This is a genomic window from candidate division WOR-3 bacterium (genome assembly GCA_039802205.1).
Classification (GTDB): Bacteria; Hydrothermota; Tepidihabitantia; order SM23-42; family JAOAFX01; genus JAOAFX01.
The window spans coordinates 1-21,617 of the sequence record JBDRWD010000046.1 but is presented as its reverse complement, the minus strand read 5'-3'; the positions used below and the strand labels follow the sequence as shown (position 1 = coordinate 21,617).

Sequence of the window (21,617 nt, the reverse complement as noted above, 5' to 3'; positions counted from 1 at the left end):
TACCTCAGGATGGATAGACCAGACAAGCTTGTTGAAATTTTTCTCATTTGCATATTCCTTTATATGGGTCAACGCAATGATATGATTAGGATGGGTATGGAGAATTGCCTTTTTATCACTTTTGTTTTTTAATAAAAAGGCATAAATCAAAAGGTGGCTGATAAATTCGGATGTAGAAGGTCTATCGGTTTTATTCTCATTCAGGATATAGTAGCCATCAAGTTTCCTATCAATCATCACCAGTAGTATATTATCAGATGGATATTTTTTTATATCGCGTAGCCGTACACCAGTAGCAGTGACGAGATAAAAGCGGTTTCCTAAAATCGGGTCAGGAACAGGAAATGGGAGTTTTTTGCTTTTTTTTAAAGATTTGATTCTATTATGCAACAATTCAGTGACATCAACTGAGAGATTGCCGGCATTGCGCTCTGCCCAGCCCTTTTGCCAGAGAAATGTACCCACTTCGCCGAGTTGATAAATTATCTTTTTCAATTCAGGAACTTCCAAAAACAATTCATCCCTCCTGGGGCGCGATTTTTAGGACAATCCCGTCTTTTCTATTGATATGCCAGTATATAAAATTCTGGTGTTGAAAATCGACCATCTCGGTCTTGTTTAATACCAAATCAGTTACCCGATAAATGCCTTCCAATCCCAATTTAATCGTGAATTTGACCCCTGATGGATTATTATTGTTATTTACCGCAATGAGATAATAAGTATTATCGCGTTTAAATAATGCCGAATGGATATTATTTTCTTCGGCACGGCAATAGACCTTTATTTCTAATCCTTCCAAAAGCGCAGTAATCAGTCCAGCCTCTGGTTTCAAACCAATGAATGTCAATCTTCCCTTTCCTATATTCTGGGTATAGCCGACGATATATTCACTGCCCAAGGGTAAATTCGTAAACCAGAATGTAGTATTGAGACATTTCGCCATTATCGGCACTCCAGGAACTTCCTTAAAATAATAGATATAAGGTGATTGGGTATTGATTTCTCTATTGCCGAGTCTGAGCAGGAGTTTTCTGGGGCTCAATTCATAGCCGATAATACCTTCGGGTGTCGGTATATTTAGTATGTTTGCTTCCTGGAAATTGTCATCAAATAAGAATGGTTTGCCAATTATTATAAAATGTCCACCATTCTCGATGTATTTTAAAATCCTGTTTTGATAATCAGCTGACAACCATTCTTCACCTGCATAAAAAAGGACTGGTTTATCACATTCGTTATAATTCAGGTCAAAGAATTCAAAATCTATACCTGTATCATAAAAGGGTTTTAATAAATCTGCACCGGCATAAATGCCAGAGGTTATCTCATTCTGTTTATTACAAACTGCCTGCTGGAGAAAATCAACGGCTATTCCAATATCACAAAGTCGTTTTAAATCAGGTGGTTTTAGTTCATAATAGACCTCAACAATTTTTTTGAATACGGAAAATAGTTCTGGACGCTCTATGCCCCATTCATTTATCGGGCTCATATACCAGTTATCACGATTCACAAGCATATACCAGTTCCAGCCGACTGCACCAGCGAGTAATGCAGAAAGGCATAATAAACGATAATGATTGGCACTCAGGGCACCGGTTTGATAATGCCAGCCATGCCATATCCCGGATTCTAATTCCGCAATAAATGGTAATCTTGAATAAGAAGCGACATAACGAATGGAAAAGAGAAAATGGCGGTGTTCATCCGGACGCCCTACAAATTCATTCGTTGGATAATAATCCGGGGCAGATATATCAGCGACCTTTTCCAGCAGGGGCCAGGGCTGGACACCAATTGTATCAACATTGAAATAGAGCGGTATATCAACACCACATTTCTGATAGATTTCTTTATTCCATCTGGCGACCTCTTTTGTATACCACAATAAAAATCTCACGACATCTATTCTTCTACAATCAACTTTTGATACATCATCAAATGCCCGGACATCAGAAAACCTTGAATAATCGCTTTTCCATAATTTGTTCAAATTTGTAATATCACGGTAGCGCTTCTCCAAGAATTCCTGAAACATACCCGGGGTATTACCAAGCCCGAGTTGTTCACCATAGAAATTAATAAATGGATGGATCTCATTATCCGGCTGTAAAAGGATTATCCTTCCGCCATTCGTGGCAAAGTATGGTTTTAAAAATTCGGTTATCTCCTGAATCCAGTGGGCTGCCTCTTTCTTAAATTCCGGGTGGAGCCGGTGATAAGGGACAAGCCGTTCAGGTACACCAAAATTTATCCATTCTGAATAGATATAAGGACCGGGTCTGATAATAATATAAAAATCCATTTCGCTAAGTAGTTCTAAGAAAGATTTTAAGTCTCTTCTCGGGTCGGTCTTACCAGTAAAATCATATTTATTGACTTCAAACTCATGGAACTGCCAGCAGATATATGTTGATACAATTTGAATTCCAAGTTCTTTGACCTTTTCAAGAATCACCTTCCAGGATTGGGGTGCGAGCCGCCAGTAATGGACCTCACCACTGAGCAAAGGAATCGCCTTTTGGTCAAGATAGATTTTTTTGTCTTTTATAGAGAGACTAAACAATATTTACTCCGCAATTTTGCTTAAATCCCTAAAATATTCCCTGACTGCCGGATAGAGTGACCTGTATAATTTGTAGCATTTTTGATATATTTCCGCATTTTTATCCGGTTTTGTAATTCCTGTCTCATAGATTGTCTTTCTGCAACCTTCTTTTGCATCCTTATAGACCCCGGTTCCCACACCGGCAAGGAGTGCGGCGCCGAATGCGGCGCCCTCGGTTGCATTCACAGTTACAATATCAAGGTTAAAGACATTCGCCATTATCTTACGCCATAACAAAGATTTTGCACCACCACCCGATACCCGAACCCGGTTGAATCTTATTCCCATACCATTCAATAATTCAAGGCAGTCCTTTAAACCAAATGTTATACCTTCAATCACCGCCCGTGTCAGATGGGGTCTGCTGTGTTTCAATGATAATCCAAAGAATACGCCACGGGCATAGGGGTCAGGATGGGGTGTTCTTTCACCGGAAAGATAAGGGAGAAAGAGCAACCCTTCAGCACCGGGTGGGATTTTTCCTGCTTCTTTGGTCATCATATCATAGATATCAATCCCTTGCTTTTCGGCATAGCGTTTCTCATTTTTGTATAATAAATCCCTGCACCATCTCAGGCTTCCTCCCGCAGAAAGCATCACACCCATCAAATGCCACATATCAAATGTAGCATGGCAATAGGTGTGTAATCTTCCGGTTGAGTCATATTGATATCTATCAATCGCCGCAAATACAACACCGGATGTACCAATTGTTACGGATACAGTGCCAGGTTCATAGATCCCGGTTCCGATTGCCTGCGCCGCCTGGTCACCAGCACCGGCAATGACCGGTGTACCTTGTTTTAAGCCGGTCAATTTTGCGGCTGATTTGCTAATATATCCGCATACCGCCGGTGATTCAAAAATAGGTGGCAACCAGTCTCTATTTATCTTCAGTCCGTTTATAATTTGTTCTGACCAGTCTCTCTTTGCGACATCAAATAGACAGGTTCCTGAGGCATCTGCCACATCCATACCCAGGTTTCCAGTGAGTTTGAATCGCACATAGTCTTTGGGCAAAAGGATATGGGCAATTCTTTTATAGATTTCTGGTTCATTATTCTTTACCCACAGGATTTTACCTGCAGTAAAACTTGGCAGGCAGGGTTTTCCAGCAATCTTAATCATCCTTTCTGGACCAATAAGTGAATTTATTTCTTCACACTCTTTTACTGTGCGCTGGTCATTCCAGAGGATACAATTTCTTAGAACACTTTTTTTATTATCAAGGATGACCAACCCGTGCATCTGTCCGGTCAGTCCGATTCCTGCGATATGGTTCGGATTGGTGTGGGATTTTTTTAATACCTGTGTTATTCCCTTTATCGTCGCCTTCCACCAGTCTCCGGGATTCTGCTCAGACCAATTTGGTTTTGGTATGTATACAGGATATTCGTTTGTAGAAGTGGCAATAATTTTACCATCCGGAGCGAGCAAAACGACCTTGGCTCCGGTCGTGCCAATATCAATCCCCAGCAATAACTCTTTCATTTAATTTTGAGTCTGGGCAATTCGGGTAATATCTCCGGTCTCAATGCCCTCATTCGTATCAGGTATGCCTCAATCCAGCCACGTGCCTTATCAGGATTATTGATTGCATACACTATTGATTCATGGTCAAGTTCATTTATCCGGTCATTTGCGGACCTTATTGCATCAATAGAAATCTTTATTGCGGTCTGGACATCCATCCTTTCTGGATTTATATCAATTCCGAACCAGCCATTATACGAGTGCATCTTTAAGACATATAAGAGTGCCTCAAATTGCTCTGGTGAGACGACCCCGATATTCAAATCCTGGTCAAAATTTCCAAGGGGCTGGGAATTGAGATGCATATGGGCAAGCCTTGCTTCGCTCAAGGGTAGTGAATAAGCATAGGCGAGGTCTTCATAAGCCATAAGTGCATGTCCAACTTCCGGATTCATACAGCACAACTTATGCCCCTGTTTCAATAATGCAAGGTTCTTTTTGTTCTTTAAAAGGGATTCCACTTTGTGGCACAGGAGCAAGCCTTCTGCAGTGGTGCCAAAAAGTATCCTGCCCCGTGGCTCATAAGGTTTTGGTTCAAATGCAATCCGCACACCCGGGACTTTATCCATTGCAAAGGCAAGCCCCTGGGCAAATCTATCCCACATTTGAAAGAAATCAATCCCGAATGGATTTTCATAACCATCAATACCGGGCCAGACAACCGCAAAATCGGTATCAAATTCTTTATTTAATCTCAGGGTTTCTATTGTCAGGTCAATCGCCTTCTGTCGGTATTTTTCAATTGGATTTGAAAGAGAGCCGAATTCAAAATCCTTATCCCGGAATAAAAGGGGAACGATTGTAACGAGTCTCATTCCTGTTGACCTCAAAAATTTCTTCCACAATTCAAGATTTTTTTCGTTTATTTCATTGGGATAATGTGCCTCAATGCCGGTAAGTCCATAATCCAAAAGTTTTGCAGCGATATCCAGACGTTTTTTTATACTTAGCTCTTTTTTATATTTATCATGAAATCTTGAGTCCGGGGGAGAGAAATACCAGATACCCGCGGAAAATTTTAAATTGAGTTTAAAATTTTTCAGATGTTGAATGAGTTCTTTCGGGCTCCGGCGTTTTGCCTGTTCCCGTAGGTCGACGATTGCCATTTAACCTCCTGAGTTTTTGAAAAATTAAATTTGCAAGAGCTCTTTTGCTTGATCTATCAATCCTTTTGCCTTTCTCTTATCTTTTGCCTCAACAATGATACGGACAATCGGTTCGGTATTTGAAGGACGAATATGAATCCAGTTGTTCCTTTCGGTTATCCTGATGCCATCAGTAAAATCAAACTGACCTCTGAACTTCTTTAAAATCAGTTCTCTTTTCTTTTCAAAATCCTCGCGGCTGATACCCACCTTATCCTTGAGCATAAAATAATCTGGGTAAGATGCTACAATTTCTGAAAGCCGTTTCTCAGTGGTGCTGAGCATTTTCAGAATGATCCCGACACCGGTCAAGGCATCCCGTGTGCGATTTATCCTTGGATATATCACACCACCATTCCCCTCACCGCCAATCACTGCCCTTACTTCATTCATTTTCGCTACCACATTCGCCTCACCGACTTTTGTGCGATGTATTGGGCATTTGTGTTTACGGGCAATATAATCCATCAAACTCGTAGTTGAAAGATTCGTGACCACAGGTCCTTTTCTTCTGTTCAAAATATAATCAGCCGCAAGTACCAGGGTTTTTTCCTCACCAATCGCATTCCCTTTTTCATCAACAATGGATAATCTATCGCCATCCGGATCCAGGGCAAATCCTAAATCAAGGTGGTATCTTTTTACCAGGGCACACAATTTTGTAATATTTTCGGGCATGGGTTCAGGTGGCCGGGGAAAGCGGGGTTTGAAATTACAATGGATTTTATACACCCTGCAACCTGCCATTTCCAGGAGGGCAGGCAGGGCTTTTGAACCCGCTCCACAAACTGCGTCCACACCGATTCGCAATCCGAGATTCTTTAGTCTAAAATGATTGATTATTTCCTTTATATGTTCTTCGTAAGGATTTTTATATTCTTTACATTCCCCAAAATAGCCCATGAATTCAATCATTTTACTTGGATAAGCATTAAAGAAATCAACAAAAACGGAAAATCTCCGGAATTCCTGCTCATTTAGAAATTCGCCCCGGTCGGTAATAAATTTTATCCCATTCCATTCCGGAGGATTATGGCTGGCGGTGGCGACCGCGCCGCCATCGGCTTTAAGTTTCCGCACCATAAAAACGACCGTGGGAGTAGGTGCCACCCCTAAGTCAATCACTTCACAACCCATTATATTAAAACCATCAGCGACTCCACCACTTATCTGAGGATATGATTCTCTCGTATCGTGACCGACAACCATCCTCTTTGCATTCAGAAAAAATGCATACACCTGGGCATAGAAAGATGCACTCCCATAGCCCAACTCCTTGAGTGCAATACCACGAACGCCGGAAACAGAAAAAATTCGTGCCATGAGATAGTATATAAAAACTATAAAGAATGTCAATCAAAAAGATTGCTGAGTCTTTTCACTTTTTCTCCTCCCCCTTTGATGGGAATTTTGCCCCCGGATTAAGGTGGGGTGATAAAGCAGGCATCATTCCCTATCTTCTGGAATGGCTTAAAAGACACCAGTATTTAGAAATTCTCGTTGATTGGAAAAAGATCGGTAGGTATAACGAGCAATCCCCTATTTTGGCATGAGGTTAATTATCTTGTTGATGATCCCTGGCAAAATACAATTGAGCGGGAATGTCTAAAAACATTTATCAGGCTAATGCCTCAGTACTTATGGTCAAAGATTGTGATTGTTGGGGATCGGGGTTTTGGTGATGATCCATTGTATATTGTGACCGATTTATCTGATAGCAGTTTGGTTTTAGAAATTTATGGGTATCGGATGCGGATTGAGGAGAGTTTTCGTGATTTCAAGAATGAGAGATATTTTTCGTTAAGGGTGTTGTTAAAATTGAGAAAATGATTTTAGTGGCTGTCGTTGCTTATATGTTTGTGATTCTTATTGGTGCTGTTAGTGGAGGAATAAAGGGGTTTGTTGATCTGGTTTCTATGGTTAAAAATGGTAAAAAGAAACTGTTACGCAGTTTTCGATTGGGTTTAGAATTATTGGATAAGCTGGATTCATCAAAATACCCGTGGCTTTTTTATTTCAAAAAATTATGCCCAACCAAAGATTAAAAGTGAGGAGGACTCAGAAAAGATTGGGTATCGGGTTGGGAAAAGGTGGGGGGTGGTACCGAAAAATTTACATCTTCAAATTTTACTTTACACTGTTTGTCAATGCGAAAAACTACTGCCTGATAAGGCTTGAATTGGAGATTGATGGTGTTACTGTTACCGCGATAATTGATAGTAACTTTTATAGCCATTTCAGTCTCACAGAATGACTGTCCATAACGCATGGGATAGGTGATTGATCTTGTGACCGGATGGCTTAAGAAGAATATGAGTTCATCATCAATCTGGCGACACCAGAACTCGGGAATGAATCGACCCTCAATCAAGGGTGGTTTTTGTGCGGTCTTCTGTAATATCCCGCTCACACTTTTCTGGGAAAAGAGTTCTCGGATAAGGTCGTCATATCTTTTATCTTTATTAAAACCAGGCTGGCTCGGTTTTTTTGTAATACAGATTGGACAACCCCTTTTTGCAAGTTTTATTAAATTTTCTAATGCCTTAATGTCAAGCCAGTCAAGTTCAACATACAAAAAATCAAAATCCATCTGCCCTATTTTAAGACGGCCGTCAGTATACTCTGCACTTTCAAGAAAATGATTGGTCACCCAGATCGGTCTAAAACCCTTTAAATTTTCAGAGAACTTCACATACTGCAATTCCCAGTGATAACGAGCGCTCGGACGCTGGAGTTCTTCGGGTAATTCATTCTTAATCCAATTATCTTCCAGGGGAAGATAAACCCCGATTTGACCGTAAGGTCTACCAGCCCGCATTAAATTACTCACTTTTTCAAGATATTGATTGAAATCAGGAAGTTCTTTGGCAAAATTGCAATCCGGTCCGGTATGAACTGTAGCATAGAAACGATTTTTGCCACCGGGTGGATTATAGGGCATACCATGCCAGATAATAAAATTTATCCCGTTTGCAAACATTGCATCAGCAAGGAGTTTCAAATCCGCAAGTTGTTCTTTTTCCTGATAGGGACCGGGTCCAGGATAGGGCTGCCAGCCATAGATACAGGTAAATGCTTCGGCTGAAACTATTTCTTTTCCAGCCAGGGCACCGGCTGAGGCAGGAATCTGTGAAAAGTGTGGGTCAAATAGCAATGTCTCACTCTCGGGTACATCCACGACCGAATACGCTGCGAGGAGATCGGTCGGTGCACCATGACATTGGACGCGGGAGATACAACCGAGTCTGTGGCATATTTCGGTAAAAGGTAGATAAAATTCACTGATGATCAATCGGGCAATGAGTTTTCTGTAATCATAACGCACCGATTGTCTTTTGTTCAGATCCCTGATATACAATCTTATATCGTAACCAAATTCATCCATAAACAATTTTTCAAATCCGTCAGTCCACAACAATTCGGTATCCACTTCCCAGGAATCACAGAATAATGCCGAAGGGCTTATTTTTAATGCGGGCTCAAGCGCCCCGCCCATTTTTTCTGCATACCTTTCGAGGGCACTGTGGTTAAGATGGTTCAAGATAAAACCCTGTTTTGAATGGGCAATCTCCCATGATTTTTCCAAGCGCTGGGGAGATAGTCCATAAAAGTTCTTTGCTGCATCCTTTTCATTAATAAATGAACCACCAAATGGCCATGAAGTTCCAAAGGTAAAATCGCAACCCAGACCAATATTTGTAGCATATTCTTTGGCAAATTTGACAATGCTACTCCATTCTTCAGAGAGCCATTCTGGCCCGGGCTCAGAATTGGGCAGGGGATACATAAAAGCGAGTTCCACACCACCGAAGTTATTTTTTTTACACCAGTCAAGTTGATATTTTATCACTTCTGGATCAATCCTTCCTGAAAACCACCACCAGCGGACATAGGGTCTGGAATTTTTGTAGACTTCCCTTACCGTGCTCATCAAAACAGATTATACACCTATTTATCCTGGTGTCAAGGAAAATACCTCTTACTTTTCCTCTCCTATATATTTTTATTATCTTCTAAACTGACTATTGACTTGTAATCAAAAATGATTACAACTGTTATCAAAAAAGGTGTCAAGATATGGATCCTGTAAAGAAGATTTTGGGTAATCTCAGTGTGTAAGATTTCTTAAATAATCAACCTGGATAATCCAAAAATATTTTTGATTGGAGACGATAATGACTTACGATGAATTTATTGCGGAATATTTAGCCAAAGGTTTAATAAAGAAACAAAAAGCAGATTTAAAGGAAGTGGTGAAGGTTCTTAAAAGAGCCCGAATTGACTTGAAAATTGCAAAGGTTAATATCGAGATTGATGAAGACATCGTCTATTCGGTTGCATATCTTGCTATGCTTAGAGCGGGGCGGGCATTGATGTTATTCAAAGGATTCCGTCCTGACGATGGCAATCAACATAAGACTGTCGTAAAGTTTACTGCATATTATTTTGGGTAATAAATTTAAGACGCTCGTTGCACATTTTGACCGAATGAGGCGCAAGCGTAATATATTTATGCACGATATTGAAGTATCCATATCTGGCTCAGGGGCGAATACAGCTTTTGAGACAGCGGTAGAATTTGTTAATCTGATAGAAAAAAGGATTAAAAAAGAACAACCACAAATAGAATTTGAATTTTAGTTAAAATTATCAAATTGAGATAAACATCTCGCCCGTTTTGTCCGCAAGAAAGAGTGGCGGACTTTTCAGTTCAGGGCGGGACACCCTGCGGACTAACTACTTTTAAAATGGAGAATGCATACATCCCATTCACTTAAATAGTTTTTTGATAAATCATTACCCCAATTGGTGTAATCACGGAATAGGTTATTCTGTAAAAACTGGTGAACCAGTATGCTTCAAAATCTTTGAAAGTATGATGGATAATAACTATTGAAAATGTAATCTTATCTTGGATTAGATTTTGATTCCAATCACCATTCCATTATTCCAGAATTCTGGAATTATGGAATGGTAGAATAAGGCGTCGGGTGATAATAGATAATGATGCCGTTTTGAATTATCTCTTCAGAAAAGGATATTGGAATGCAGAATTGCACAATTGTGCAATTGTGAAATTGTCAAACGGCAATATCGTTGGGCAATTTTCACCGCCGGCAGGGTACTTTGTGGACTGGATAAATAAAGAAAGAAAATAAAAAAAATGCCCACGCCTTCAGGCGTGGGCGCTAAATCAATAAGCCACGCGCAGTGATGTCTTCAAAACTTTATCATTATTGAATCCGATTTTAGATACCCTGTTTTTTATCTCTCGTTTTTCGTCCAGTTCTTCTTCTGCGTACTTAATTAATAGCCTCATAGGTAATTCTGGTAATCTCTGCTCGGCAAACTCTACCAGTGCTTTAAGGACTACATTCTTTATCTCGCCACCAGTTAACTCAAACTTTAAACCCAGTTCTTCAAAATGCACATCTTTTGCAAGGGGAACTTTATTCGGTATCAATACTCTCCATATCCTGGTCCTCTCCTCAGGACCAGGAATTTCAAATTTCACTTTCAAGATGATTCTTCTATTGAATGCCTCATCAAGGGCGAACTCACGATTTGTGGTCAATATTACAACCCCTTCAAATCGTTCCATTTTTTGCATCAGAATATTGGTCATATAGTTATGCATCCGGTCAGTGGAATATGTCTCCGTCATTCTTTGGCCAAATAAGGCATCGGCCTCATCAAATACAAGGACACAATTAAATATCTTGGCTTCTTCAAATACATAGTCAACCGCTTTTTCTGAATCACCCACCCAGCGGGAAAGAATACTGGAGTATTGCACGATGCCAATCTTTTTCTTTAGTTCATAAGCAATTGCCTCACAGGTTGCCGTCTTTCCTGTTCCTGGTGGTCCGTAAAAAAGCATGGACACACCTCTGCCGTATTTTATTGTTGAATCCAAGCCCCACTTCTTGGTTAACTCTTTTAATAAATATGCCTGTTTCAATGCCCTTTTTATTGCCTCCTTTTTTTCCAGAGGAAGGACGATTTTGTCAAAAGATAGTAGTGGTTTACGAATTGTTAGAAAGTTTGCTTCTAATTTTTTTTCTTCATTTTTTGGAACATTTTTCTTTTTTGCCACACTGAAGTATTCAAAAATTTTTTGTAAATATGTTGGTTCTAATTTCACATTCCAGTTTAAGGGAAATGCATACCTCTCATCCTGTTCAACAATTATAAGCTTTTTACTTTCAAGGTTTTGAAAAATTGTATATTTTTCCAGAAAATATTCTGGTTCAATGTCAAGTAAACTGAGAATATCATAAATGGTAGTTTCACAATATTTTTCACTAAACTGCCGGAAAAATAAAATTATCAGCACATATTTCTCCTCTTTTTTAAGAGAGAATTTTTGGGCAGTTTCCTCAAAGGGAATTTGCATATCAGATTTTTTGGCAATTTCAAAGATGCCTTCTAATTCTTCTTCTGCCCTTCTTATCTCAGAATTTATTTCGCAAACAGCAAGTTTGACATCTTCATAATCTTCTGCACTCCAAGACAGATGATTTACTAAATCCATCTTTTTTCTTAACCTTTCGGTGCAGAGTCTGTAGTATTGTAATCCTGCTCTCAAAAATTCTACTTTTATATTTTTATCCATATATTTTCCTCCTTTTTCAAAATTATTCTGGAGAATCAAGATATAAAATTTCACCAAAGGGTGGAGTATTGTTTTCTCCACGTTCGGTTATAATCCATAAAACTGGATAATCTGGTTCCTTACTTTTATCCGGATAACAAGCACAACCATCCGTAAAGAATATCACACCATCTATCGGTTGTGATAAGGTGTTGAGGAAGTCAAAAAATCCTCGGAAATCAGTTCCGCCTCCACCCCTGAGTACCTTATGTTCAACAACCTTGTCGTAGATATCCTCATATTCAGCGATTTCTATTGGTCCGTAGACACTTGTGTCAACACAAACCATTGTTATTTTTGTTTTAGTCCCGCTGAGGGTTGATGCCTCGCTCAAGAACCTTTTAAGTTGGTCATCGTTTATCGATCCTGAGGTATCTATCGCAATCACAATATGTCTATTTATTCCAACAGTACCTGGCAGTATCAATTCTGCTTCGCGTTTATTTTTTTTGTAAAATGAATAATCATCCATACCTTTTCCTATTCGGTATGCGAACATATCCAAAACTTCTCTTAAATCAAGTTTTGGTTTAAGCAAGCCGTCTACATATCGCTCCATTTCTCCGGGTTTATTACCGCGTGAGATGGACTTCGCGAAAATAGCTGCGCGGATTATCATTGTTTTTACCATTTGCTCCATTTTCTTAATCTCTGTCGGATTTAAGCTCCGGGGATCGGGTAAACGGCCACAGATCTTTGAAGAGTTTGGAATTTTCAAATGCTCATAGATTTTCTGAATTTCATCAGCCAGTTGACTCCAGATAAAATCGATAGTATCGCTGTGACCAGGGGAGGATCCTTTGTGGTCATCAATGACGGATTCTTTGCCAACATTAGGGGGAGACTCTTCATTACGAGATTCACCGAGCTTTTTTAATAAATCAATAATTGCTTTTTCCAACACAAGTTTGTCAACTAAATCTGGAGGCAACATTCGGATTATTTCGTCATATATCTTCTCCGCAGACTGCCCGGCAAATTTTTCATTATACAAAGTTGAGGGTGGTAACCTCAATGATAATTTATCTTTAATAATCGAGTTAATAGCATAATCTATTGCCAACATCCATATACTCCAGATTTTATTTCTACCCCTTCGGATATGGTCGAGTTGATTATGCAGGACTTCGTGGATGAAAATAACCAGATAATAGTCTCGATAATCTTTATATTGGCTCTTTGAAAAATAGTAATGTTTACCGTCGGTAATTGCTGGGCAGTTGAATGGTAATTTATCTTTGATGATTATATTGCCCTGGAGTGCCCAGTATCCAAAATATGGATATTCTTTAATTAGTATTGACCTTGTTTTTATCAGGTAAGCATACATTTCCTTCTCATTTAAGTTTTTCTCTTCCATTCTACCTCCTTAGAAAATAATGATTTTTCCAAAAGTGTTTCTCATTGCCGGCCAATATTTAAGCTCCATAATTTTTTCCATCGGGAGCAAAGATTGCAAAATGTTGAATCCGAGGGTCGCCAATTCCATGTCTCCGTTTTTTTGCAGGGCGACAATCAATCTGCTCAATCCTGATGCCTTATCCGGAGAAGCTCCAAGGATTGAAATTAGAAAACACTTTTTATCAATTTCATGCGGTAGTGTTGGTTTTGCCGACTCATCAAGCCAAATCTTCCAATCAATGTCACAGTTACAGAAGGTCATAAATTCAATACCGAATGAACTACCCAAACGACCTGTCGCCAGATGTTCAAATACTGGATCATAACTGGGAATATCTTTAATTAGTATTGAAAGTTTCTCCCAGTTTCTTGGGTTAGGAAAATTTTGATTTTTATTGTCTGATTCTACATAGATTGCATTGGGTCGGGCATAGAGATAGGCAATAATTCGTGGGTCAATTTTACGCGGAATTGCATATTCATTTATCCATTCCATTGCCGATGGTGTATTGAGTTCAACCACTGAAAAACGGGAGATTAGGGCAGAACGTATCTGGGAAATGTAACCTTCTTTTAAGGAAAGGTTCCCTGCCGCAACTATCATCCAGGAAGGTGGAAGTGTGTATTCACCAAGTTGTCTATCAAGAATAAGCTGGTATGCTGCATTCTGGACTGCGGGTGGTGCAAGATTTATTTCGTCCAGCATTAATATACCACCGTTATCTTGATTAGGCAAAAATTCAGGTATTGCCCAGCGGGTGATATTCTTTTCTTTATCAATGTAAGGAAAACCGCGCAAATCAGTAGGGTCAAGGAGTGATAGCCGCAGGTCCTTGAACTCCACATGCAACTCCTCGGCAGTTTCACGGGTAATCTGGGATTTTCCAATACCAGGATGCCCAAGAATCAGCAGGGGTATTTTATGATAAAAATGCCTTTTTATTACCTCTTTTAATTCTTTGGCATTCACAAAAACCTCCTTTAACAAAGGATTATTTTAATAGATGAAAAAGGAGTTCATCATAAGAAATTCGTTCCCAGTTGACCACCCACCTACAAAATATATTTGATAACCGAGCCGTTTTGTTGACCAGATCTACTACGACAACACAACAATAACATCTATACTCACCAAAACATTCTCGGAAGAAAGCGATATCCTCTTTTGGATTGCCCGAAAGAATAATATAATTATCAGCATCCATTGGCTTATAGATATAGGGGTACTTTTGTAGTATTTCCTGCAGACACTTATAGTGTAAGATTTTAATTACCAGCCTTTCCTGCATATTTTTTACCTCCTTTTATGTCCACCGATGTCCAGGCTATTTTAAAGCCTGAACACCGGTCATTAAAGTGGATAATGTAGCCGTATATGCTGTGGGAGAATGTCATTTATTGATTATTCTTTATCATGGGAATCAATATGTTATGCAGCAATATTACATAATTTATTGTATTTCCTTTAGGGTGGTCACAATGTTTATCTTTGTGAAGTAATTATTGCCTTCGTTAACTTCGCACAATTTATTGACTTTTTAAAGGCATTGATAATTTCCATTTGCTAATTTTTTGACCCTTTCCAAAATTCTGGATATGTTTTAATTTATCTGACATAAAAAATTTTATTTCATCAGCTGGATATTGGCAGAAAGACTAAATTCCAGATTTCTGCTTCTCGCTAACATAATTGAAATATATCAATTTGCCAATGTTTCGAATATTTCCTACTTGGGATTGATATTGCATGCATAACATATTGATATTAAAAAACCTGTGCCGTAAGCGGTCAATATCACCAATCCTGGTCAAGCACTGGAGAGTAAGTTGTCAAAGACCAAATCCCCCAACAGGGGATACAAAACATAAGGACAACTGCTACTGACGATGCAGTAAACGGCTGAGATATGGTATCTGATAATAATTATAATCCGCAACGAAGGGGGTAGGAGAGGTAGAGCTCGACATTAATCTCTAAATCACTGTTACTACCCCCCATATATTTTTATGCATTCAACCTTGAGAGCGTTTCTAACGGTAGTCTTGGTCTAAAAGCGGTCTCGGGCTTCAAACAGCAGACTTTTGGTCAGAAGACCCATTATATATTATAATCAAAATTTTCAGATCGTCAAGGGGTAAAATGCACTTTCGGACTAACCCCATGCATTTTCCTCAGTATATATAATATATAGTATTAGCTTGTCAAACAGCACTTACCATTTGGGGTAATTCAAAATGGAAATGTAATGCGATACTATTTGACAAAATTAGAAAAACGGTTATAATAAATGGCGTATGGATTACACCGTTAGAAATATCGTATTGATAAGAAGGGAGGTAATATGTTCGGTGGACAAATATTGCAAGATTTGGAAAAATTAACGGACTTGTCTGAAAGAGGCACGGATGTTCGTCATTCACTGAGTATATGTCAGAGCTGCCTATTACAAACTTCTCCTTATGCATTATGTTTTTATAGACAACGTCTGAACAAAATCTCTCAGAATACCTCTGAACCTGGTAATACGGGCAATAATCAAGTTACTGTTATGTTTGTTTCACGGGATCCCAATATTGATTTGCAGGAGATTAAATTTAGCGGTTCTCCGACAAAAGCTGTTACAAGATGGGTTCCTCCACGCAGGCATGGGCTTGGATTCTTCTTTGATGATTTTTTGGTCAACAACAATGCGTGGTCTCGGTTTATTGGATATTTACAAAACACTAAATCTGCGCCAATTCCTCGTTTTTACTGGACACACATGGTTAAATGTCACGCATATAACGATAAGTCTAAGGTAGACTCTGCAATTGATTTTTGCATAAAATACCTGTGTGAAGAAATCAAACAAATAAAACCTATATTGATAATAACTGCTGGGCTGGATGTTGCGGCTAATGTTTACAAATGTATGAACGTACAAATGCCACCTAAAATCACATTTAATAAATGCTCCTCACTTAACGAAACAGCCATTAAAAACGGCAAGGGAATTGTGGTAATCCCGCATCCATCACAGGCTCCGTATCAAATGTGGAAACAAGGCAGATTTCAGACGGGTATTACATTCAACAGCCTAGAAAATCTAATTAATAGTTTAGTTTGATAAAAGCATATTAAAGTTTGTAATTTTTAAAATTCCAATACTTAGTTTATATCTGGGAATGTTCTTTACTATCAACATTTACTCTCAGACCTATTACAAACTTTAGTATTGTGAATAAATGAATTATAATGCCTTATTACGGACCTTCATCCCACCAGTGGCCTTTAATAGTATGTGAACCACCCCGTATAACACCGAATATGATTCATTATCTCATCATAATTATATTTTAGATGAAATTTAACCTTGCCATTCATATCAATAGCCCCCCACTTTCCATCAAGTTTCACTGCTGCCAGACCCTCACGAAAATCCCTCACCTCATCATATTTTGCGTCAATAATCATTTTGCCATTCTCATCAATAAACCCCCATTTACCATCAAGTTTCACTGCTGCCCGAGTCTCAAAAACATACTTTACTTTTTTTTGAGGAATAGCAACCTTATTTACACTCGTATAACCATGTTTATCATCTGTCTTTATCCACACTAAACCATACGCGGGTTTTACACCTTCATCTGTCCAGCTAACCGCTGCCAAACCTTCATGAAAATCCCTCGCCTCATCATATTTTGCATCAATGACTAATTTGCCGCTCTCATTAATAAACCCCCACTTACCATCTTTCTCTACTGCCATAAGTCCTTCTGTGAAATTTCCAGCAATAAAATCAAAGTCGGGAGAGACCGCTTTTCCCCTATTGTCTAGAATCCGATATTTCCCATTTACTTCCTGGATAAAAATACCCTCTGCAACTTTTTTAGGGCGAGGAATTTCCTTCGCACCTCGCTTTTTTAGAAATTCAATAATCTCAGGGCGATATTTCCTTTTAGCCCAATCTAATGCAGTAAGAAAGTTTTCATCTTGCGCATATATGTCCGCGCCATTTTCCAACGCATTCTTTACACCCTCTAAGTCGCCTTTTTTTGCGGATTCAATTAAATCTTCGTTTACCCCCACATTTACCTCAACTTACCAATTAATTTTATTCCAAATTAGAAAAAAGTCAACAAGTGTTTGTAATAACTTCCTCATGCTTGATAAAACTGTTTTATCATACAATTCATGGTAGGAAGGTAGTATGCAATAAACTCTGTCAGTTAGTAATACTTGTGAATTTTTAGAAATAATTGACAAAAGTAAAAATATTGATATAATACTATATTGATAAAAACAACTGGGTTCACATTTTCGGAAATAGAATATGAAAGATGAACTAATAAACTTACACAAAATTATAGCCACAAATAGGAGAAACAAAACTTCATATTGTCAGTACTGTCTCCTTAACAACAACCAAAAATACAGCGGTCCGGTATTTTTTGAAAGTGTTGGCAATAAACCGAAAATAATGATAATATCAGAAAGTCCGGCAGGTTTTAATTTGGTTGGTTGCGACGCAAGTAGAATTCAGGAGTGGAAAGAGAGAATCTTAAATCATAACCACAGCAAGCCATTAAATGCAGATTTCAGAGCTGCTTATACAATGGAAGAATTTTTGCCTACATTGACTAACAATAAAATTTTTAGCGACAAAGCAGGCTACACAAGTGGGGATTTTTACTGGACACACACTGTAAAATGTTTTATACAGGAGAATAATTCCAGAGATACAATTGAAAGAGCAAAAACTAAACTCGGAGAAAGTTTTGAAAAAATCTGCCAATGTTGCAGCAGATATCTAATTGATGAATATAGTATATTAAGACCTGAAATAGTTATCTGCCTTGGTAAACATGCAAGGGAGAGCGCAAGTTCCTTTAGCAAAGCAAGAATAATTACACTATCACATCCCGCCCGAATGAAATATTTAGAAGATGATATTAGAAAGAATGTGAATGTAGAGAAAAATAAAAAAATATTGGAAAATATTTTGCAAGAATATGGCAAAGCGAGGGAGATGGTTATGGATTATTTAAACACCAATAAAAATTCTGAAAAAAAATATTTCATTGGTTTGGTTGCCCGCAGCGATGTTAAGAACTATTGCCTTAAAGAGGGACTTTTCGTTGACGTATGGAAACTAACACATCAAGAATATGAAAAGGTAAATCCTGGCGATATTGGCATCATGTATGATTATTTTCAAGATGCACTAATCGGTATATTTGAAGCAGAAGGCAGGGCTAAAATAAGAGAAGATCTGAAAAAGTTTGGAGATAAGTTCAAGCCTAACCTTAGCATAAAGGTAAGACAAATAGAGGATTTTTATATTCCTAATGCGAAAAAATTGCTTGAATCCATTGGAATCCAATTTGATAACAAAGTTCCCAAACAACGCGTATTTGAAGATAAACTCAGTAATCAGATAAAAAAGTTAATCGATGAGCATAAAAACGATATTCAGAATAAAAGAGAGGAAATCAGAAAAAATTTAGCTGAAAAAATAGAAAATGAAATACTGAGGGATAAGATAAATAAGAAAATCGAATACTACCGCAGAGAAGAGCGTGCAATATATTCATTTAATCAATGTCCAGAAATGGTTGACCATGGTCTGGATCATTCAGAAAGAGTGATAGTTAAAATAAAGGAATTGATAGACGCTTGTAATATAAGTCTGAATGATATGGAGATTTATGTGCTAATAATAGCTGCATATCTACATGATATCGGCCTTAGCGGTCCATTTGATTCATTAAAACCAAAACACATAATAAGGAAAGAACATGGAAAATATAGTAGACAGATTATTGAACATACTCCTGGAGAATTTGGATTTGAAGATAATGAAGATGAGGTATGTAAATGCGTTTCTGAAATTTGTGAATATCATCAAAATAAAAATAAAGATGACCTTAATGAGCTTAAGGACCATAATATATCCGGAAGGAAAGTGCGTAAAGATTTAGTAACTGCCATTTTAAGAATTGCTGATGCATGTGACCTTGGTGGGGCAAGAACTGGCACTAAATTATTTAGAGTGAGAAACCGTGAATGGTGTGATTTTAAAGCGAATAATGAAAAAAATGACCCGAAGGAAAGAGAATATTACGAAAGGCAAAGAGACCATTTTGATATGCATGACATGATAAAAGGAACTAAAATAGAAGCAGATTATATAGAGATTATTTATAATGGCAATGAAGGAGATGAAAAACATAAAGAAAATGCAAAAAAAATGGTTGAGAATGATTTAAACGTTTGCAGATCAGTATTAGAAAAATATGGAATTAAGATTAATGAAGTCAAAATCAAACCAGAATAACTGGCAATTAAAACGAATAATGAGTTACAAAAATATATTTATAAAGCTACATTTGATATTTAGAAACGGGGAGGTAATATGCCTTGTTGTATTGGAATAGTTCAAAGAAAAGATGTTCTTGAATATTGCATAAATAATCTTTGTATATTAGACGTATGGAGCTCGGCAAGTAAAAAATACAGCAGTGTTCAGCCTGGGTTTGATGCCTATATCTATGACCGAGCAAATGATAACTTATATTACAATCTTGAAACAATCTCCGCACCCCAACAGTTTACAACAAGTCCGTTTCAGTTCAGTTGGGGTATGCTCGACCTTAAGATTCAACTGCAATTAAAAGGTGGAGATATAAAGCAAAAAATTGGCGGTGCTCGAAAACTACTGGAAAGTGCCGGAGTTACCTTTTCTAACCAAAATCCCGAGCCACGCGTCTATGATGATGATGTGTGTAGTAAGATTCAGGACGCATTAAAGGATGTAAAATCTGAAGAAAATCAAATAGCAAAAAGTTACGTCTCATTATTAGGCAAAGATATAGAAAAAAGATTGACTGACAAGGAATGGAAATTGCTACGTTCAGTAGAAGATAAGTATTCGCTTCAGGAATCGGAATATGGTTTTGACGGAATTATAGGATTAAAAAATATTAAGAATTTTATTAAAACTCTGATTAACGCAGCGAAAGATGAGAGCAAATGTAGAGATTATAAGCTTCAGATATCGCGTGGCTTTTTCCTATTCGGACCTCCGGGAACAGGTAAGACGGTGTTTGCAAAAGCTGTAGCTTTTGAACTTAAGGCAAAATATTTTGAAATCTCGCCAGCCATTATTGCTGGCTTTCCTGGTGAGGCTGAGAATGTTATTGAAATATTTTTAAGAAAAAGATTTGAGCAATTTAAGAAAGAAGAAGGTAAGGGTGTTATAATATTTGATGAGGCAGATGCCCTTTTTCCTGACCGGAATAAACCATATATGTCTTCAGTGATGGCAAGGATTGTGCCAACTTTTTTGAGAGTCATTGATGACCTTCTAAAAAATCAGACTTTTCGTTACCACCCAATATTCTTATTTGCTATAAGCAATCATCCCGAGGCAATTGATGATGCATTTCTAAGGCCGGGACGGTTTGCAAATTTGTACTATGTAGGCCTACCTACCGAAGAAGAGTATAAAGAACTCTTCAAATATTACCTCAAATTACGGGAGAAAGTGGTAGAGGATGCGGTGATGAAAGATATTGATAAGATTATAAATAAATTACAGGAAAGGACAAAAGCAGTCAGGAAAGATGGGAAAGAACTTCACCAGGATTTTGGTAAATTCTCTCCAGCCGATATCCAGGAAATATCTAATAGTGCAGCATTGAAAGCCTGTCAGGAGAATACAAAAATCACTGTGCGGATTATTGAAGATGTGATTAATAATGCTATACCTTCGGTGATAAATGAAATCTTGATAAAGAACGAAGAATTCAAACAAAATCATCCTAATACATATAGAGCATAAAGAGTAAATCGCCAATATGTACTAATCTTACTATCTTTTGCAAATCGCACTCAGTAGAGGCTTTTATCTCGTTTTGTTTAAAGGATAAAAATCCCCACTCCTTTCTTTTTTCTTGGTTACCCAGGGACATTTTTTCACATAAACTCAATATATTTATACTCTATTTAGCAAGATCGATTTTGATACTACACCCCTATTTTTTCTCCTGTCCTGGAGGGAGAATATATCCCTGTCTTTTTCCCTCTCCCCCTTGGGGAGAGGATTAAGGTGAGGGGCATCAAGGTAAGTTTTCAGACAGTATTTCATCCACGAATGGTGATTGAACAAAAACAATTTGAGTCGCAATCCTTTATTCATCAAGGTAAGTTTTCAGACCCGGGCTGGGGCTTTTTGTTTAAAAGAAAGGAGGAAAAATGAAAGTCGCAATCCTTTATTCATCAAGGTAAGTT

The 21,617-nt window shown here is 38.1% G+C and carries 18 protein-coding genes; 7 read left to right on the top strand and 11 right to left on the bottom strand.

The window, feature by feature from the left end; genetic code table 11:
• The 5 genes from ABIL39_09155 to glmM all read right to left on the bottom strand — a co-directional run.
• The coding region (locus ABIL39_09155) for a class II aldolase/adducin family protein (GenBank protein MEO0166289.1) at nucleotides 1-516 on the bottom strand (516 nt) is incomplete at its 3' end.
• 1 nt (nucleotide 517) lies between these two features.
• A complete protein-coding gene (locus ABIL39_09150) occupies nucleotides 518-2,569 on the bottom strand; it encodes a beta-galactosidase (protein ID MEO0166288.1) in 2,052 nt (683 codons plus the stop codon).
• Nucleotides 2,570-2,572: 3 nt separating this feature from the next.
• Nucleotides 2,573-4,102, bottom strand: a complete 1,530-nt coding sequence (gene xylB / locus ABIL39_09145; protein MEO0166287.1) for a xylulokinase — start codon at nucleotides 4,100-4,102, stop codon at nucleotides 2,573-2,575.
• Complete coding sequence (locus ABIL39_09140) at nucleotides 4,099-5,250, bottom strand: TIM barrel protein (GenBank protein MEO0166286.1); 1,152 nt, start codon at nucleotides 5,248-5,250, stop codon at nucleotides 4,099-4,101. The genes xylB and ABIL39_09140 overlap by 4 nt, the downstream gene beginning before the upstream one ends.
• Nucleotides 5,251-5,274: 24 nt before the next feature.
• Nucleotides 5,275-6,612 carry a phosphoglucosamine mutase gene (gene glmM / locus ABIL39_09135; GenBank protein MEO0166285.1) on the bottom strand — a complete coding sequence of 446 codons (1,338 nt, stop codon included), beginning with the start codon at nucleotides 6,610-6,612 and terminating at the stop codon, nucleotides 5,275-5,277.
• 177 nt (nucleotides 6,613-6,789) lie between these two features.
• Between glmM and ABIL39_09130 the strand changes: the two genes are divergently transcribed.
• Together ABIL39_09130 and ABIL39_09125 are read left to right on the top strand one after the other, a co-directional pair.
• Entirely contained in the window at nucleotides 6,790-7,119 is a 330-nt protein-coding gene (locus tag ABIL39_09130) for a hypothetical protein (GenBank protein MEO0166284.1), read from the top strand.
• A complete protein-coding gene (locus tag ABIL39_09125; GenBank protein ID MEO0166283.1) occupies nucleotides 7,116-7,334 on the top strand; it encodes a hypothetical protein in 219 nt (72 codons plus the stop codon). Before ABIL39_09130 ends, ABIL39_09125 begins: the two co-directional genes overlap by 4 nt.
• Here the strand turns inward: ABIL39_09125 and ABIL39_09120 are convergent.
• Nucleotides 7,331-9,220 carry a glycosyl hydrolase gene (locus tag ABIL39_09120; GenBank protein ID MEO0166282.1) on the bottom strand — a complete coding sequence of 630 codons (1,890 nt, stop codon included), beginning with the start codon at nucleotides 9,218-9,220 and terminating at the stop codon, nucleotides 7,331-7,333. The genes ABIL39_09125 and ABIL39_09120 overlap by 4 nt on opposite strands.
• 244 nt (nucleotides 9,221-9,464) lie before the next feature.
• On the opposite strand from ABIL39_09120, the gene ABIL39_09115 reads away from it, so the two are divergent.
• Both ABIL39_09115 and ABIL39_09110 read left to right on the top strand, forming a co-directional pair.
• On the top strand, nucleotides 9,465-9,743 hold the full coding sequence (locus ABIL39_09115; protein ID MEO0166281.1) for a hypothetical protein: 279 nt from the start codon (nucleotides 9,465-9,467) through the stop codon (nucleotides 9,741-9,743).
• Nucleotides 9,744-10,280: 537 nt separating this feature from the next.
• On the top strand, nucleotides 10,281-10,448 hold the full coding sequence (locus ABIL39_09110) for a hypothetical protein (protein ID MEO0166280.1): 168 nt from the start codon (nucleotides 10,281-10,283) through the stop codon (nucleotides 10,446-10,448).
• 35 nt (nucleotides 10,449-10,483) lie between these two features.
• On the opposite strand, the gene ABIL39_09105 is transcribed toward ABIL39_09110, so the two are convergent.
• From ABIL39_09105 to ABIL39_09090, 4 genes are read right to left on the bottom strand one after another with little or no spacing between them, the layout of a single operon-like run.
• Nucleotides 10,484-11,905: an ATP-binding protein gene (locus ABIL39_09105; protein ID MEO0166279.1), complete on the bottom strand. Its 1,422-nt coding sequence runs from the start codon at nucleotides 11,903-11,905 to the stop codon at nucleotides 10,484-10,486.
• 22 nt (nucleotides 11,906-11,927) lie between these two features.
• Entirely contained in the window at nucleotides 11,928-13,304 is a 1,377-nt protein-coding gene (locus tag ABIL39_09100; protein ID MEO0166278.1) for a VWA-like domain-containing protein, read from the bottom strand.
• A gap of 9 nt (nucleotides 13,305-13,313) precedes the next feature.
• On the bottom strand, nucleotides 13,314-14,315 hold the full coding sequence (locus tag ABIL39_09095) for a MoxR family ATPase (GenBank protein ID MEO0166277.1): 1,002 nt from the start codon (nucleotides 14,313-14,315) through the stop codon (nucleotides 13,314-13,316).
• Nucleotides 14,316-14,337: 22 nt separating this feature from the next.
• Nucleotides 14,338-14,634: a hypothetical protein gene (locus ABIL39_09090; GenBank protein MEO0166276.1), complete on the bottom strand. Its 297-nt coding sequence runs from the start codon at nucleotides 14,632-14,634 to the stop codon at nucleotides 14,338-14,340.
• A 1,053-nt stretch (nucleotides 14,635-15,687) separates the two neighbouring features.
• Here ABIL39_09090 and ABIL39_09085 point away from each other — a divergent pair.
• Nucleotides 15,688-16,452 (top strand): uracil-DNA glycosylase family protein, encoded by a 765-nt coding sequence (locus ABIL39_09085; protein MEO0166275.1) that lies wholly within the window; start codon nucleotides 15,688-15,690, stop codon nucleotides 16,450-16,452.
• Between the two features lie 164 nt (nucleotides 16,453-16,616).
• Here the strand turns inward: ABIL39_09085 and ABIL39_09080 are convergent, their stop codons facing one another.
• Nucleotides 16,617-17,414: a WG repeat-containing protein gene (locus tag ABIL39_09080; protein ID MEO0166274.1), complete on the bottom strand. Its 798-nt coding sequence runs from the start codon at nucleotides 17,412-17,414 to the stop codon at nucleotides 16,617-16,619.
• A 244-nt stretch (nucleotides 17,415-17,658) separates the two neighbouring features.
• On the opposite strand from ABIL39_09080, the gene ABIL39_09075 reads away from it, so the two are divergent.
• Both ABIL39_09075 and ABIL39_09070 read left to right on the top strand, forming a co-directional pair.
• Nucleotides 17,659-19,662: a uracil-DNA glycosylase family protein gene (locus tag ABIL39_09075; GenBank protein ID MEO0166273.1), complete on the top strand. Its 2,004-nt coding sequence runs from the start codon at nucleotides 17,659-17,661 to the stop codon at nucleotides 19,660-19,662.
• Nucleotides 19,663-19,740: 78 nt separating this feature from the next.
• Entirely contained in the window at nucleotides 19,741-21,168 is a 1,428-nt protein-coding gene (locus ABIL39_09070) for an ATP-binding protein (protein MEO0166272.1), read from the top strand.
• Nucleotides 21,169-21,617 lie beyond the last annotated feature (449 nt).